The organism is Streptomyces sp. NPDC020731, from assembly GCF_044334705.1.
GTDB lineage: Bacteria > Actinomycetota > Actinomycetes > Streptomycetales > Streptomycetaceae > Streptomyces.
Window position 1 is genome coordinate 1 of sequence record NZ_JBIRTN010000019.1, and the last position, 15,033, is coordinate 15,033.

At 72.9% G+C, this 15,033-nt stretch carries 16 protein-coding genes and 2 pseudogenes; 12 read left to right on the top strand and 6 right to left on the bottom strand.

Annotated features, from left to right (window positions below; translation table 11 throughout):
* The coding region (locus ACH4VX_RS26685) for a cbb3-type cytochrome c oxidase subunit I (protein ID WP_398370731.1) at window positions 1-269 on the bottom strand (269 nt) is incomplete at its 3' end.
* A 106-nt stretch (window positions 270-375) separates the two neighbouring features.
* Here ACH4VX_RS26685 and ACH4VX_RS26690 point away from each other — a divergent pair.
* Window positions 376-921 carry an RNA polymerase sigma factor gene (locus tag ACH4VX_RS26690; RefSeq protein WP_398370733.1) on the top strand — a complete coding sequence of 182 codons (546 nt, stop codon included), beginning with the start codon at window positions 376-378 and terminating at the stop codon, window positions 919-921.
* A complete protein-coding gene (locus ACH4VX_RS26695; RefSeq protein WP_398370735.1) occupies window positions 914-1,906 on the top strand; it encodes a CU044_5270 family protein in 993 nt (330 codons plus the stop codon). Before ACH4VX_RS26690 ends, ACH4VX_RS26695 begins: the two co-directional genes overlap by 8 nt.
* Before the next feature lie 20 nt (window positions 1,907-1,926).
* On the opposite strand, the gene ACH4VX_RS26700 is transcribed toward ACH4VX_RS26695, so the two are convergent.
* Window positions 1,927-2,292: a nuclear transport factor 2 family protein gene (locus ACH4VX_RS26700; protein WP_398370737.1), complete on the bottom strand. Its 366-nt coding sequence runs from the start codon at window positions 2,290-2,292 to the stop codon at window positions 1,927-1,929.
* A 122-nt stretch (window positions 2,293-2,414) separates the two neighbouring features.
* Entirely contained in the window at window positions 2,415-4,169 is a 1,755-nt protein-coding gene (locus ACH4VX_RS26705; RefSeq protein ID WP_398370739.1) for an ABC transporter ATP-binding protein, read from the bottom strand.
* Between the two features lie 141 nt (window positions 4,170-4,310).
* Here ACH4VX_RS26705 and ACH4VX_RS26710 point away from each other — a divergent pair, with 141 nt between their 5' ends.
* The 6 genes from ACH4VX_RS26710 to ACH4VX_RS26735 all read left to right on the top strand — a co-directional run bounded on the left by ACH4VX_RS26710 (window position 4,311) and on the right by ACH4VX_RS26735 (window position 9,086).
* Window positions 4,311-5,399, top strand: coding sequence for an S-(hydroxymethyl)mycothiol dehydrogenase (locus ACH4VX_RS26710; protein ID WP_398370740.1), 1,089 nt, complete (start codon window positions 4,311-4,313; stop codon window positions 5,397-5,399).
* Window positions 5,399-6,028: an MBL fold metallo-hydrolase gene (locus ACH4VX_RS26715; RefSeq protein WP_398370742.1), complete on the top strand. Its 630-nt coding sequence runs from the start codon at window positions 5,399-5,401 to the stop codon at window positions 6,026-6,028. Before ACH4VX_RS26710 ends, ACH4VX_RS26715 begins: the two co-directional genes overlap by 1 nt.
* Before the next feature lie 102 nt (window positions 6,029-6,130).
* Window positions 6,131-7,045 carry an SDR family oxidoreductase gene (locus ACH4VX_RS26720; RefSeq protein ID WP_398370744.1) on the top strand — a complete coding sequence of 305 codons (915 nt, stop codon included), beginning with the start codon at window positions 6,131-6,133 and terminating at the stop codon, window positions 7,043-7,045.
* A 50-nt stretch (window positions 7,046-7,095) separates the two neighbouring features.
* On the top strand, window positions 7,096-7,896 hold the full coding sequence (locus ACH4VX_RS26725; protein ID WP_398370746.1) for an SDR family NAD(P)-dependent oxidoreductase: 801 nt from the start codon (window positions 7,096-7,098) through the stop codon (window positions 7,894-7,896).
* A 143-nt stretch (window positions 7,897-8,039) separates the two neighbouring features.
* A complete protein-coding gene (locus tag ACH4VX_RS26730) occupies window positions 8,040-8,735 on the top strand; it encodes a L,D-transpeptidase family protein (RefSeq protein ID WP_398370747.1) in 696 nt (231 codons plus the stop codon).
* A 165-nt stretch (window positions 8,736-8,900) separates the two neighbouring features.
* A complete protein-coding gene (locus ACH4VX_RS26735) occupies window positions 8,901-9,086 on the top strand; it encodes a hypothetical protein (protein ID WP_398370749.1) in 186 nt (61 codons plus the stop codon).
* A 549-nt stretch (window positions 9,087-9,635) separates the two neighbouring features.
* On the opposite strand, the gene ACH4VX_RS26740 is transcribed toward ACH4VX_RS26735, so the two are convergent.
* Window positions 9,636-11,012, bottom strand: a complete 1,377-nt coding sequence (locus tag ACH4VX_RS26740) for a S1 family peptidase (protein WP_398370751.1) — start codon at window positions 11,010-11,012, stop codon at window positions 9,636-9,638.
* 187 nt (window positions 11,013-11,199) lie between these two features.
* On the opposite strand from ACH4VX_RS26740, the pseudogene ACH4VX_RS26745 reads away from it, so the two are divergent.
* The 3 genes and pseudogenes from ACH4VX_RS26745 to ACH4VX_RS26755 all read left to right on the top strand — a co-directional run.
* A pseudogene (locus tag ACH4VX_RS26745) lies at window positions 11,200-11,418 on the top strand (pyridoxal phosphate-dependent aminotransferase); the annotation flags it as partial.
* Window positions 11,419-11,572: 154 nt separating this feature from the next.
* On the top strand, window positions 11,573-12,304 hold the full coding sequence (locus ACH4VX_RS26750; protein WP_398371002.1) for a class I SAM-dependent methyltransferase: 732 nt from the start codon (window positions 11,573-11,575) through the stop codon (window positions 12,302-12,304).
* Window positions 12,305-12,314: 10 nt separating this feature from the next.
* Entirely contained in the window at window positions 12,315-12,695 is a 381-nt protein-coding gene (locus ACH4VX_RS26755) for a PPOX class F420-dependent oxidoreductase (protein WP_398370753.1), read from the top strand.
* A 30-nt stretch (window positions 12,696-12,725) separates the two neighbouring features.
* On the opposite strand, the gene ACH4VX_RS26760 is transcribed toward ACH4VX_RS26755, so the two are convergent.
* Both ACH4VX_RS26760 and ACH4VX_RS26765 read right to left on the bottom strand, forming a co-directional pair.
* Window positions 12,726-13,142 carry a Zn-ribbon domain-containing OB-fold protein gene (locus tag ACH4VX_RS26760; RefSeq protein ID WP_398370754.1) on the bottom strand — a complete coding sequence of 139 codons (417 nt, stop codon included), beginning with the start codon at window positions 13,140-13,142 and terminating at the stop codon, window positions 12,726-12,728.
* A gap of 161 nt (window positions 13,143-13,303) precedes the next feature.
* A pseudogene (locus ACH4VX_RS26765) lies at window positions 13,304-14,022 on the bottom strand (TetR family transcriptional regulator).
* Window positions 14,023-14,151: 129 nt separating this feature from the next.
* Here ACH4VX_RS26765 and ACH4VX_RS26770 point away from each other — a divergent pair.
* Window positions 14,152-14,982, top strand: coding sequence for a hypothetical protein (locus ACH4VX_RS26770; protein ID WP_398370756.1), 831 nt, complete (start codon window positions 14,152-14,154; stop codon window positions 14,980-14,982).
* Window positions 14,983-15,033: the final 51 nt, after the last annotated feature.

Sequence of the window (15,033 nt, forward strand, 5' to 3'; positions counted from 1 at the left end):
ATCCAGTTCGCGAAACCGGCGAACAGCGGCGTCGCGAACATCAGCAGCATGATCGTGCCGTGCATCGTGAACGCCTGGTTGAACTGCTCGTTCGACACGATCTGCAGGCCCGGCCGGGCCAGCTCGGCACGCATCACCAGCGCCATCACGCCACCGATGCAGAAGAACACGAACGACGTCACCAGGTACAGCGTGCCGATCGTCTTGTGGTCCGTGGTCGTCAGCCACGCGAGGCCCTTGCGGCCCCTGAGTCCGTCGATGCTTTTCACGACCCGCCTGTGTCCGCGCCCCGCCCGCCGGTCACACTCGGAGGATGCGACATGGATCACGGCACCCGGCCGTGACGATCGTGGGGATGCCGGACACGAACGGGACATGAGCGACGACGAGATCTTCGCCGCTGCCTATCGCGAGCACTACTGGGCGGTCAGCCGCTATGTCGCGCGGCGACTGGACGGGCGTACGAGCGAGGTGGAGGAAGTGGTGGCGGAGGTGTTCACGGTCGCCTGGCGGCGCCGGGCGGACCTGCCGGCCTCCCCGCTGCCCTGGCTGTACGGCGTGGCACGCAACTGTCTGGCCAACGCGGTGCGCGGCCAGGGGCGCCGCCGACGGCTCGTCGACCGGCTCGGCAACGACCACACCGCCCACCGCCGGCACTTCGTGGCCGGCCCCGGCACCGAGGCGCCGGGCGACTGGGTGCACGAGGCGCTGGCCCGGCTCTCCCCGGGTGACCGGGAGGTGCTGCGGCTGACCGCCTGGGAGGAGCTCGGCATCGACGAGGTCGCCGTCGCCCTCGGCTGCGGCCGGCGGGCCGCCACCATGCGGCTGCACCGCGCCCGCCGGCGGCTGAGAGCCGAGATCGACCGACTGTGCCCCGCACTCGCCGACGCGCACGCCTCCAAGGACCACGGCCATGACTGACGAACTCGACCTGCTGCGCCGCGCCAACCCGGTGCCGGACGACGGCCCCCACTTCGGCGACGGCCCCCTCGACCACCGCGCGGAGCGCCGACTCGGCCGGCTGATGGACGACCGGCGCACCGGACGGCGTACCCCGCTGCGGCTCGGGGGCCGCTTCCGGCCGGCCTGGGCCCTCGCGGCCGTCGCGGTCGTCGCCGCGCTCACCTCCGTGCTGCTGCTCGGCGGGCCCGCCGCCACTCCCGCGATCGCCGCGCCCCGCCCGCTGGCCGTTCTGGCCGACTCCACGCCCGTCCCCCTGGACCGGCTCGCCGAGCGGGCCGCGACCGCCGCGGCCGACGGCACCCCGGCGCTGCGCCAGGGCACGCACGTGCAGTCCTGGAGCCTGGGCATGAGTGACGGAGAGCCGCCGCTCACCCTGCCCGAGGAGCGCATCGTGCGCTGGACGGCGGACGGCCGGCACACCGAACTCGTCGTGGCCACCGACCCCCGGCACCCGGGCCGGCCCGTCCTCACCGACGAGGACGGCGAGCCGCGCCTCGTCGACGACGGACAGGTGATCAGCCGGGGGACCTTCCCGCCGAGCTGGAGCGACGCCCCGCCCGCCGCGCGCCCGCCGCACGACACCGGCAGGCTGCGCGCCTACCTCGCCGAGACGGTGCACGGCGGGATCCGGACGACGCCCGAACTCCTCGACGCCACCGTGCAATTGCTCGACCACTGGACGCTCGGCGCCCGCGAGTCCGCGGCGCTCGCCCGGCTGCTGGCGGACGCCGACGGGCTGCGGCCCGCGGGCGGGGTGACGGACCGGCTGGGCCGGTCGGGCCAAACCTATGTGTACGACGACGGCTCCGGCGTCCGCCACATGCTGATCCTGGACCCGTCCACCGGCGCCGTCCTCGGCCTGGAGGAGACGTTCACCACCGATCAGCCCGAGTACGGTGTGCGGGCGGGCGATGTCATGCAGTACAGCGCCTGGATGCGCTGACCACCTCCGTACCGCCGTTCCTACTCGTCCCAGGCCTGGATCATCACCTGTCCGGTGATCCTGCCGTCCCGCAGCGTGAGCATCGACTCCGACAGCACCCGCACCCCGTCCGGGTACCGACAGCTCTCGCAGTAGGCCGCGTGATCGCCCTGGACGACGCACGCCTCGAGCGTGTGCGTCATGTCGCGGCTGTAGACGTCGTCCAGCACGGCGGCGATCTCGTCCCGGCCGTGCAGGACCTTGGGGTGGCTGGGCTGGGTGTTGCGGTCCACGATGCGCAGTTCCGCGTCGTCCGCGTAGAGCGACACCAGGTTCGCCGACGTGTCCGCCTCGATGCCCCGGCGCAGCGTGTCGGTGCCGAAGACGGGGTGTGCCGCGGTTGTCATGATGACCTACCTCCTCCGAGGGGCCGCGGCCCTGACCTCCGGCGGGCCGGGACGGCCTCTCCTACGAGCGTCCTCCGGCCCGCCGGGCACGGCAAGCCAGGCACCACGCCGGCCCGCGCCGCTCACTCGGCCGTCGCGAGGAACTGCGTGGCCGCCAGCTCCGCGTACAGCGGATCGGCGGTCACCAGCTCCCGGTGCGTGCCGACGGCCCGTACCCGGCCCGCGTCCATCACCACGATCCGGTCGGCCGTCGTCACCGTGGACAGCCGGTGCGCGACGACCAGGACGGTCGTCGTACGCGCCACATCGGCGACGGTGTCCCGCAGCGCCGCCTCGTTCACCGCGTCGAGCTGCGAGGTGGCCTCGTCGAGCAGCAGCAGCCGGGGGCGGCGCAGCAGGGCGCGGGCTATGGCGACCCGCTGCCGCTCACCGCCGGACAGCCTGGTGCCGCGATGCCCGACGAGGGTGTCGAGCCCGTTCGGCAGCTTGGCCACCAGACCGTCGAGCCGGGTCGTCTTCAGCACCCGCGTCAGGGTGCCGTCGTCCGCCTCGGGGTTGCCCAGCAACAGGTTGTCCCGCAGGGAGCCCGACAGCACCGGCGCGTCCTGCTCGACGTACCCGATCGCGGCCCGCAGTCGCGACAGCTCCCAGTCGGCCAGATCACGGCCGTCGAGCGTGATCACCCCGGAGTCGGGGTCGTAGAACCGCTCGATGAGGGAGAAGACGGTGGTCTTGCCCGCGCCGGAGGGACCGACGAACGCGGTCATGCCCCGGGCGGGCACGGTGAACGTCACCCCGTGGTGGACGTACGGCAGGTCGTCGTCGTACCGGAAGCGGACGTCCTCGAAGGCGAGCGCGGCGGGCGGCGTGCCGGTGTCGGGCAACCGCACGGGCCCGGCGGCCGGTTCGGCGGGCAGCCGCAGCGCCTCCTGGATCCGGGCGAGGGCGGCGCTGCCCGTCTGGTACTGCGTGAGCGCGCCGACGACCTGCTGGATCGGCGACATCAGATAGAACACGAACAGCAGGAACGCCACCAGCGTCCCGATGTCGATGGCGTCGGTCGCCACCCGCGCGCCGCCCACCGCGAGCACCGTGATGAACGCGATCTGCATCGCGAGCCCGGCCGTGTTGCCCGCCGCGGCCGACCACTTGGCGGCGCGCACGCTCTGCCGCCACGACTCCTGAGCGGCCTCGTGCAGCGTACGTTCCTCCCGCGGCTCGGCACCGGACGCCTTGACCGTGCGCAGCGCGCCGAGCACCCGCTCCAGCGAGGCACCCATCACACCGACCGCGTCCTGCGCCTGCCGGGAGGCCCGGTTGATGTGCGGCACGATCACACCCAGCACCGTGCCCGCGAGCGCGATCACCCCCAGGGTGACACCCAGCAGCACCGGGTCCACGAAACCCATCAGCGCCACGGTCGCGATCAGCGTCAGTCCGCCCGTGCCGAGACCCACCAGCGAGTCCGTGGTCACCTCGCGCAGCAGGGTGGTGTCGGAGGTGATGCGGGCCATCAGATCGCCCGGCTCACTGCGGTCGACGGCCGTGATCCGCAACCGCAGCAGATACGACGACAGCGAGCGCCGCGCCCCGAGCACCACCGACTCGGCGGTGCGCCGCAGCACATACGAACCCAGCGCCCCCAGTACGGCGTTGGCGACCACGAGCGCCGACATCAGCAGCAGCGCGCCGGTGATCGTCCGGTCGTCCGAGAGGTCGTCGATCAGGTCCCGGGCCACCAGCGGCAGCATCAGCCCCGTCGCCCCGGTCATCAGGGACAGCACGGCGCCGCCCAGCAGGGCCCACCGGTGCGGCCGTACATATCCGAGAAGCAGCCGCCAGGCGGGCGGACCGGATTCCTCTGCTGCGATGTTCACGTCGCCCCCCATGGCGTCGGATGGAGGTTCAGGCTACGTCGCGGGGGCGGACCCGCCGCACGGCGGGCGGCGGGCGGCGTGAGCGATCGTTCCCGCGTAGGGTCGGGGGGACGGACACCGGCCGACGAAGGAGTCAGCAGCATGGCGCAGGAAGTACGCGGCGTGATCGCACCCGGCAAGGACGAGCCGGTGCGGATCGAGACGATCGTCGTGCCCGATCCCGGCCCCGGCGAAGCGGTCGTCCGGGTCCAGGCCTGCGGGGTGTGTCACACCGATCTGCACTACAAGCAGGGCGGGATCAGCGACGACTTCCCCTTCCTGCTCGGTCACGAGGCCGCGGGCGTGGTCGAGTCGGTCGGCGACGGCGTCACCGACGTCGCGCCCGGTGACTTCGTGATCCTCAACTGGCGTGCGGTGTGCGGGAAGTGCCGCGCCTGTCTGCGCGGACGCCCCTGGTACTGCTTCGACACCCACAACGCGGAGCAGAGGATGACCCTCGCCTCCACCGGTCAGGAGCTCTCACCGGCCCTGGGCATCGGAGCCTTCGCCGAGAAGACCCTCGTCGCCGCCGGACAGTGCACCAAGGTCGACCCCGCCGTCTCCGCGCAGGTCGCCGGGCTGCTCGGCTGCGGGGTGATGGCCGGCATCGGCGCCGCGATCAACACCGGCAACGTCGGCCGGGGCGACTCGGTCGCCGTCATCGGCTGCGGAGGCGTCGGGGACGCGGCGATCGCCGGGTCCCGGCTGGCCGGAGCGGCGAGGATCATCGCCGTCGACATCGACGACCGCAAGCTCGACACCGCGCGCTCCATGGGCGCCACGCACACCGTCAACTCGCGCGAGACCGATCCCGTGGAGGCGATCCGCGGACTCACCGGCGGCTTCGGCGCCGACGTCGTCATCGAGGCCGTCGGCCGCCCCGAGACGTACCGGCAGGCCTTCTACGCCCGTGACCTGGCCGGCACGGTCGTCCTGGTCGGTGTACCCACCCCGGAGATGAAGCTCGAACTGCCGCTGCTCGACGTCTTCGGCCGCGGCGGCTCCCTGAAGTCCTCCTGGTACGGCGACTGTCTGCCCTCCCGGGACTTCCCGATGCTGATCGACCTGCATCTCCAGGGCCGCCTGGACCTGGGCGCGTTCGTCACCGAGACCATCCGACTGGACGAGGTGGAGAAGGCGTTCGAGCGGATGCACCAGGGCGACGTGCTGCGTTCGGTGGTGGTGCTGTGATGGCTGCCCGCATCGAACGACTCGTCACCTCCGGGCAGTTCAGCCTCGACGGCGGCACCTGGGACGTCGACAACAACGTGTGGATCGTCGGCGACGACCACGAGGTGATCGTCATCGACGCCGCCCACGACGCCGACGCGATCGCCGAGGCGGTGGGGGACCGGCGCCTCACCGCCATCGTGTGCACCCACGCCCACAACGACCACATCGACGCCGCGCCCGCCCTCGCCGAGCGCACCGGTGCCACCATCTGGCTGCACCCCGACGACCTGCAGCTGTGGAAGCGGACCCACCCGGACCGCGACCCCGACTCCTGGCTGGTCGACGGCCAGGTGATCGAGGCCGCCGGCGCCGACCTCACCGTGCTGCACACCCCGGGACACGCGCCCGGCGCGGTCTGCCTGTACGACCCGGGGCTGGCGGCCGTGTTCACCGGCGACACCCTCTTCCAGGGCGGTCCGGGCGCCACCGGCCGCTCCTTCTCCCACTTCCCGACGATCATCGACTCGATCCGGGACCGGCTGCTCACCCTCCCGCCCGAAACCGAGGTCCTCACCGGCCACGGCGACCCGACCACGATCGGCGCGGAGGCCCCGCACCTGGAGGAATGGATCGCCCGGGGCCACTGATGAGGCCCGCCCGGGTGACCGGCGCGAAAAGGTGACAGAAGATGTCCGGCTTACCCGTCACCCTCGAAGCGACAGCGGAGAACGGGTGACGGGAGGCCGTACATGTCGGAGCAGCTGAAGGGCGGGGTCGCGCTGGTGGCCGGGGCGACCCGGGGAGCCGGACGGGGCATCGCCGTGGAACTGGGGGCGGCGGGCGCGACCGTGTACGTCACGGGCCGCACCACCCGAGCCCGCCGCTCCGAGTACGACCGCCCCGAGACCATCGAGGACACCGCCGACCTGGTGACCGGGGCGGGTGGCCGGGGCATCGCGGTGCCGACCGACCATCTGGAACCGGGGCAGGTGAAGGCACTGGTCGACCGCATCGCCGGCGAACAGGGCCGCCTGGACGTCCTCGTCAACGACATCTGGGGCGGCGAGACGCTCTTCGACTGGGACGCGCCCGTCTGGGAGCACGACCTGGACAAGGGCCTGCGCCTGCTCCGCCTCGCGGTCGAGACACACGCGATCACCAGCCACCACGCGCTGCCACTGCTGCTGCGCCACCCCGGCGGACTGGTCGTCGAGGTCACCGACGGCACCGCCGACTACAACCGCGACCACTACCGCGTCTCCTTCTTCTACGACCTCGCCAAGTCCTCCGTCCTGCGCATGGCGTTCGCCCTCGGCCACGAACTCGGCCCGCGCGGCGCCACGGCTGTGGCCCTCACCCCGGGCTGGCTGCGCTCGGAGATCATGCTCGACCACTTCGGCGTACGCGAGGACAACTGGCGCGACGCTCTCGACGACGTCCCCCACTTCGCGATCTCGGAGACCCCGCGCTACGTCGGCCGGGCCGTCGCCGCCCTCGCCGCCGACCCGGACCCGGCCCGCTTCAACGGCACCTCCCTCTCCAGCGGCGGCCTCGCCCGGGAGTACGGCTTCACCGACCTCGACGGCAGCCGCCCGGACGCCTGGCGCTATCTCGTCGAGGTCCAGGACGCGGGCAAGCCGGCGGACGTGACCGGTTACCGCTGACCCCGTCCGCCCCCTGCCGCCGTGATCGCCCCGGCGGCTACCTTCACCCCATGACGACGGACACACGGCGCTTCGCCGGGCACGGGGTTCTCATCACGGGGGCGGCACGCGGCATCGGTGCGGCCACCGCCGCGCGGTTCGCCGAGGAGGGGGCGCGGGTCCTGGTGGCCGACGTGGACCCCGACGAGGCGGAGCGGACGGCGTCGGCGCTGCGGGAGCGGGGGCCCGGCGCCGAGTCCTTCGCCTGTGACGTGACCGACCGGGCCTCGGTCGAGGCGGCCGTCGCACACGCCGTGGACGCCTTCGGCTCGCTCGACGTCCTGGTGAACAACGCCGCCCACTGCACGCCGGACGCGTCCCGCTTCGAGGACGAGCCGGGCGACGAGTGGGCCACGGACCTCGACGTCACCCTCACCGGCGCGTACCGCTGCTGTCGCGCCGCGCTGCCGCACCTCGCCGCCTCCGGCCGGGGCGCCATCGTGAGCGTCGGTTCCGTCAACGGCCTCCAGGACTTCGGCAACCACGCCTACAGCGCGGCCAAGGCGGGCCTGATCTCCCTCACCCGCACCCTCGCCGGGCACGCGGCGCCCCGCGGGGTCCGGGTCAACCTCGTCGCACCGGGAACCGTCCGCACCCGCGCCTGGGCGGGCCGGGACGCGGAGCTCGAAGCGGCCCGGCGCCTCTATCCGCTGGGCCGGGTCGGCGAGCCCGAGGACATCGCGGCCGCCGTCGCCTTCCTCGCCTCCCGCGACGCGGCATGGATCACCGGCACCACCCTCGTCGTCGACGGCGGCATCACGGCGGTCAACTCGGGGTTCCGGCAGGCGCTGGGCGAGGCCGCGCCGCAGTAGTCGATCATTTTCGGCCCTGCTGCCCGGATGTCACCGCTCGGTCACGTACCGGTCCGTCCGTACAACCGATTTTCCTGTTGGGTCGTCTACCTGGCAGAGTGCGCAGGCCATGCGCTCACTTCTGCGGAAAGGCAAAACGGACCATGGGGGACATACGTAGACGGAGTGCCGTCGCTCTCGGGGTCACCTCGCTGGTGGCCCCGCTCACACTCGCGCTCGGCGCGACACCGGCGCAGGCCGCGAGCTGCACCACCTCGGCGGGCCCGTACCAGAAGAAGGTGGAGAAGTTCCTCGGCCGTCCGGTCGACGGGAAGCAGTCCTCCGCCGACTGCAAGGCCATCCGCGCCTTCCAGACCAAGCACGGCATCACACCGAACGTCGGGTACGCCGGCCCCGTGACCTGGGGCGTGATGGACCTGATGAACAAGCAGAAGGCCGTCGGAAAGAACCCGAACAAGTCGGGTAAGTGCCCCACGAACAAGGGCCGTATCGCCTGTGTGGACCTCACGCTCCAGCTCAGCTGGATCCAGGACGGCAAGAAGCTCGTCCACGGCCCCGTCCCGGTCCGCACGGGACGCAACGGGTACGAGACCCGCACCGGCCTGAAGAAGATCTACTGGCGCAACATCGACCACGTCTCGACCATCTACGACGTGCCGATGCCCTACAGCCAGTTCTTCGACGGCGGCCAGGCCTTCCACTCGGTCGGCGTCAGCATGTGGAACCCGCCCGGCTCCCACGGCTGCGTCAACATGACGAAGACCGCCGCCAAGAAGTACTGGTCGCTGCTGAAGAACGGCGACGACGTCTACGTGTACGGCCGCAAGCCGGGCACCTGATCGCCGCGGGCGCCCGGTCTGCCGGGCGCCTCGCACCCCGGGCGCGCCCATGGGATCCGGATGTGAACTCGCCCACGTTCCCTGGCAGATGGCGTGATCAGCGACACTGCCCGGAATGTCCGATAAGCGTGCGATTGCTCACAGCGCCTTCACGTCCGGCGCCGTATGCTTCACGGCATGTCCACCAGTGTTGAACCCTCCTCCGAGCGATCGGCTGCCGAGGTCAACGAGGAGATCCGGGCCCTGTGGCTCCGGTCGGGCGGGACACTCAGCGTCGAACAGCGCGAGGAGTACCAGCGCCTGGTCCAGGAATGGGCCTCGGCCTTCCCGCAGCCGGCCAGGGCCGCCTGAGCGGCTGCCGCACGGTCCCGGACAGTCATCCTGTCCACAGGGCACCCGTCACCGAATGGGTGCCCTCCTCGCACTGACCTCGGCCCTCTGCCGCGGCGTCGTCGACTTCGCCGGCGGGCTGCTGTCCCGCCGCGTCCCGCGTGCCGCCGTCACCTTCCTCGGCCGGCTCGGCGGCCTGCTGCCCGCCACAGGCGCCGCTCTCCTCCTGCCCGCAGGCGCCCTCGCCGGCTCCGACCTCCTCCGGGGCGCCCCGTCCGGCGCCCCCCCCGCCGCTCCGGTCTCCTGCGACTGCCCGTGCGACCGCGCGCCCAGGCCCTGCTGGCCGGGGCGGGCGCCGCCCTCGGCCTCATCCTCCACCTGCCGGCCGCCCGGCGGCAGATGCTCGCCGTCGCGGTGGTCCTCGCCTCCCTCGACCCCGCGCTCCCGGTCGTCCTCGGTCTCGCCGTCCCGCACGAACACATCACCCGGCGGCAGACCGCCGGGCTGCCGGGAGCCGCCCCGGCGGCCGTGCTGCTCACCGCCGGCCGACGGCCTGGCCCCGCCGCCCGCTCAGCCCCACGTCGCCGAGTAGTGACGCCGGTACGCCTTGCGGTCCTGCTCCGCCCGTATCCAGCGCGACGCCACCAGAGTGACCAGACTGCCCGCGATCACCAGCAGCCCGGGACCGACGTTGCGCGGGTCGGCCAGCCGGGACAGCAGTGTCGACGCGTCCGGGACGATGCCCCGCACCGGAGTCGACGACCCCGGCGAGGCGGCGTCCGGAGCCGCCGCGCCCCGCGCGTCCGACGGAGCGGGGGAGGGCGCCGCCGCACCGCCGTCGGCCCCGGGCGCCACGATGAGCCGTACGCCGAGCTGCGCCAGCGCCTTCGTCACCGGCTGGAAGTACGTCGTACCGCCCGTCCGGCAGTCACCGCTGCCGCCCGACGTGACACCGAGCGCGATGCCCTCGGAGAACATCGGACCACCACTGTCCCCGGGTTCGGCGCACACATCGGACTCGATGAGACCGCTGACCGTGCCCTCGGGATAGTTCACCGTCGCGTTGAGCGCGGTCACCTCGCCGTCCCGCAGCCCGCTGGTGCTGCCGCTGCGGAACACCCGCTGGCCCACCGCCGGATCCGCCACCCCCGTGATGCGTACGCCCTTGCCGTCGCCGACGGCCACCACGCCGGCGCCCTCACCGGCCCGGCCGCCGGCGTACTCGATCAGCGAGTAGTCGTCCCCGGGGAAGCTGCCGCCGACCGTCGTCCCGACCTCCTGCCTGGCCTGGTTGTCGGCGAACCACACCGACCCGTCGGGCCCGCAGTGCCCGGCCGTGAGGATGAAGTCCCGCTCCCCGTCGGTCACGTTGAAGCCCGCCGAGCAGCGGCCGGCCGTCGACAGGATGGGCCGCGCCCCGTTGAGACGGGTGGTGAAGGTGCCCTCGCTCCGCTCCATGCGGACGAAACCGCCGATGCCGTCCGCCACTTCGGTCAGCTCGGACCAGTCGTCCGCCGACACCGTGCGGTCGCCCCGGACCACCACCTCGTTGGTCCGGTAGTCCACGGCCCACGCCGTCCCGGGCACGCGCGGCGCCGAACCCAGTGTTCGGGCCGCGGACTTGAGGTCGTCCATGCTGTGCCGCACCATCTTCGGCTCGGCGCCGGCCTCGCGCACCTCGGCCGCCGCCTCCTCGTCGGTGACCGCGACCACCGCCTTGCCGTCGGCGGCGATCCAGCTGCCCGCCGTACGGGACGTGCCGAGCTTCGACACCAGGCCGGCGCCCGGTCCGGCCGCCGTCTCCTCGGCGGTGGCGAACGGAACCGCGTCGGGCGCGCGGGGCTCACTGGCGACGGCTTGGGTGACCATCGTGGCCCCCAGGAGGAGTCCGCCGACGGCCGCCAGCCGTGTCACTCGCCGGACGACCCGTCGTCGTGCGTGCCTCATGCGTGGCTCCCGAACCTCAGCGGCGCGGTGCGCACACCGCGAGGACCTCCCCTGAGTCGAAGGCCCTCTTCCCATACGGGTCCGCGGCCCGGCGCGTTCAGCCCGGGCGTGATCCCGTCCGGCGGAAGGCGGCCGACGCCCCGTCGTCCCGACGCCCACGCGCATCACGGCCGCCTATCGTGGGCCCATGACCAGGATCCCGCACGAGACGTCCGGTGAACCGAATCCGCCGCACGCCCTCGGCCTGGACCGCCTGCGCCGTCGCACCGGCATGAAAGGGCGCACCTGCCCCGAGGACGTGCTGCCCCTGTGGGCGGCCGGGATGGACGTACCCCTGGCCGAACCGATCGTCCGCGCCGTCACCGGGGCGATGGAACCCGGCGACACCGGCTCTCCCGCCCAGACCTTCCTCCGGCACGGCCGCGCGGCCCTCGACTCCGGCCTGCCCTCCGGCACGGGAGGGGCCGGCCACGCCCGGCTGAACCTCGCCGCCTCGCCCGAGGTGCCCGGGGAGGCGGTGCGGCGGATGGCGGCCGTCGTGGAGCGCGCGGGCGGTGCCCGTGGCTGACGAGTGCTACGGCCACCCGCGGCTCGCCGCGGTCTACGACCCGCTCGACCCCGACCGGGGCGATCTCGACGCGTACCTCGCCGTGGCGGAGGAGTTCGGCGCCCGACGGGTGCTGGACATCGGCTGCGGAACAGGGGTGTTCGCCCTGCTCCTGGCCGACCGGGGGATCGAGGTCGTCGGCGTCGACCCCGCCGGGGCGTCCCTCGACGTGGCCCGGGGGAAACCGGGCGGCACACGGGTCCGCTGGATCGAGGGCGACGCGACGGCGCTGCCGCCGCTCGAGGTCGATCTGGCGACCATGACGGCCAACGCCGCCCAGGCCGTCGCCGATCCCGGCGCCTGGCACGGCACCCTGCGGGGCGCCCACGCGGCACTGCGGCCCGGGGGGCGTCTGGTGTTCGAGACCCGCGATCCGGCCCGGCGGGCCTGGGAGCGGTGGACCCGGGAGGAGTCGTACCGCAGGGCGGACGTACCCGGCGTCGGCACGGTCGAGAGCCGGCATCAGGTGACCGCGGTGGACGGCCCGCTGGTGACGTTCCGCACCACCTACGTGTTCGCCGCGGACGGGGCGGTGCTGACGTCGGACTCGACGCTGCGCTTCCGCGAGCGGGAGGAGGTCGAGGCGGACCTGGCCGGGCACGGCTTCGCGGTGGAGGAGGTACGGGACGCCCCCGACCGTCCGGGCCGGGAGTTCGTCTTCGTCGCACGCCGCCCGGAGGCCTAGACTTCCCCGCATGGATGATGCGTCGCGGGACCGGCTCGGGGCGGGGAAGTACCTGTTGGTCACCAGCTACCGCAAGAACGGCACGCCCGTCGCCACGCCGGTGTGGGTGGTGCGGGACGGTGACGCGCTCGGGGCGTGGACCGTCGCCGACTCGTGGAAGGTGAAGCGGATCCGCGCCCGTGGCGACGTCCTCGTCGGCCCCTGCGACGTACGCGGCAACCCGACCGGTGACCAGCTCCCCGCCACGGCGGAGATCTGCGACCCGGCCACCACCGCCCGCTACCGGAGGCTGATCGCCCGCAAGTACGGCCTCGTGGGCCGGCTGACCCTCCTGGGCAGCCGCCTCCGCCGGGGCCCGAACGGCACGGTCGGCATCCGCTTCACCCTCTGAGGGGCGCGCCGGGCCGTACCCGGGAGCCCGTCAGGTCCAGGCCCGGAACGGCTCGTCCACCAGCTGGAAGACCGGCTCGCCGCGCACCGGGTCCTTGGCCGTCGACAGCCGTACCCGGTCGCCGCTGTGGATGCCGATGGGCGGCCCCATGACCCGGCCGCGCACCACGAACCCCTCGGCCATCTCGATCAGGGACACATTGCGGGCCGCCGGGGTGTTGCGGTGCAGCACCGTGGAATGGCGGATCGTACCGGCGCCCTCGCTGCGCTCCGTGCGCAGCTCGCTGCCCTGGCAGACCGGGCAGAGCAGCCGGTGGTACATGGCGGTGCCGCACCAGGTGCAGCGCTGGAAGAGCATGGCCTCCGCCCGGTCCCTGTCCTGGGGGTCGAGGACGCCCGTCGCGGAGCCGGCTGCCTGCTGAGCGACGCTTCCTGAGAGGTGGTACACGCTGGTCAACTCCCTGCACTCGGCCGGAATCCCGCGTGCGCGGTCACCCGGCACGCGCGTGCCGGTGCGCCCTGCCACCGTGCACAGCCACAGAGTATGGCACTCAGTGCCACCCGTAAAGGCACTCCGTACCCTCAATTCGGAGTGAGCGGCCCACCCCCTCACCCGCGTCCGAGCGCGGTCTCCAGTTCCTGCACCACCCGCCACAGCGGCGCCCCGCGCCGCGAGACGACCACCACCCGTCCTCGGGCCCCTCGCCCGCCGTGGCGACGGGCCCGGCGCCGAACGCGGACCGCACATGCCCCAGCGCGTGGTCCACCGCGGTCTCCGCGTCCCCCTCCCCGTCCGAACGCAGCCAGGAGCGCAGCGCGTTGTTGTGCGCCGCGACCACCGCCGCCGCGATCACATCGGCGCGGAGGATGCCGTCCCGCAGACCGGCGAAGCGCGTCCGCAGGTATCCGGCCAACGCCCGCTCGTACCGCCAGACCACGGACAACTCGTACGCCCGCAGTCCGGGCACGCTCCTGGTGAGCCGGTAGCGCTGCACGGAGAACGCCGGGTTCTCGGCGTACATCAGCAGCACCAGCCGGGCCGCGTCGCAGACCCTGCGCACCGGTTCGTCGTCGGAGCCCGCCGCCAGGAAGGCCGTCATGTCGGCGAGGCACCGCTCGTGGTCGGGGAAGACCACGTCCTCCTTGGACGGGAAGTAGCGGAAGAAGGACCGCCGTCCGACCCCGGCGAGCGCCACGATGTCGTCGACCGTGGTCTGCTCGTAGCCCCGCTCCAGGAACAGCCGGAACGCCGCCGCGACCAGGGCGTCCCGCATCGGCGGCTTCTCGGCCCTGTCCCCGCGGCCGGGAGCCGCACTGCTGGAGCTCATGCACGGAACGTAGCACCGGGAAACCACTGATGGCACTCAGTGCACTCCATACACGGAACCCGGTACCGCCGTGGCCCCTTCCCGCAGGTCGTTCCTATGATCGAGCCACCGCCGCCCCGAGGAGCCCGTATGCCGCCCGCCCGCCCCCGCGTCCTGTACGTCACCGACCTGGCCTACCCGGCCCGCGGGCGCCGCTACTGCGACGAGGACGTCTTCCTCACCTCCCGGCTGCGTGAGCACGTCGACCTCGCCCTGTGCCATCCGCGGGACACCGTCGCCCTGATGGACGGCTTCGACGCCGTCGTGGTCCGCAACAGCGGTCCCGTGCTGGCGTACCAGGACGCCTACGACGCCTTCCGCGAGCGTGCCGCCGCGACCGGCACACCGGTCTACAACCCGCTCACCGGCAGGGGCGACATGGCCGGCAAGCAGTACCTGCTCGACCTGACCGCCGCCGGCCGCCCGGTGATCCCCACCGTCGACCGGCCGGAGGACCTGCACCGGCTGCCCGGGACGCAGCGGTACGTGGTCAAGCCCAGGTTCGGCGCCGACTCCATGGGCCTGCGCGTCGTCCCCGCGGACGAGGTGGCCGGCCTCCTCGACGGGGACGTCCTGGCGCAGCCGCACGTCGACTTCGCCTACGAGGTCTCCTTCTACTTCGTCGACCACGACTTCCAGTACGCCCTGCACGCCCCGCACACCGAGCACCGCTGGCAGCTGGAGCGGTACGAACCCACCCGGGACGACCTGGAATTCGCCCGGGGCTTCATCGACTGGAACACCCTCGACCACGGCATCCAGCGCGTCGACGCCTGCCGCGCACCGGGCGGCGAACTGCTGCTGGTCGAACTGGAGGACCTCAATCCCTATCTGTCCCTCGACGCCCTCGACGACACCGGCCGGGAGGCGTTCGTGTCCGCCATGACGGCATCCCTGCGCCGCTTCCTCCACGACGCCTGAACCCGCGGGCCCCTCGCCACGTATCTCTGTGCGCAGGCGGATCGACTCCCC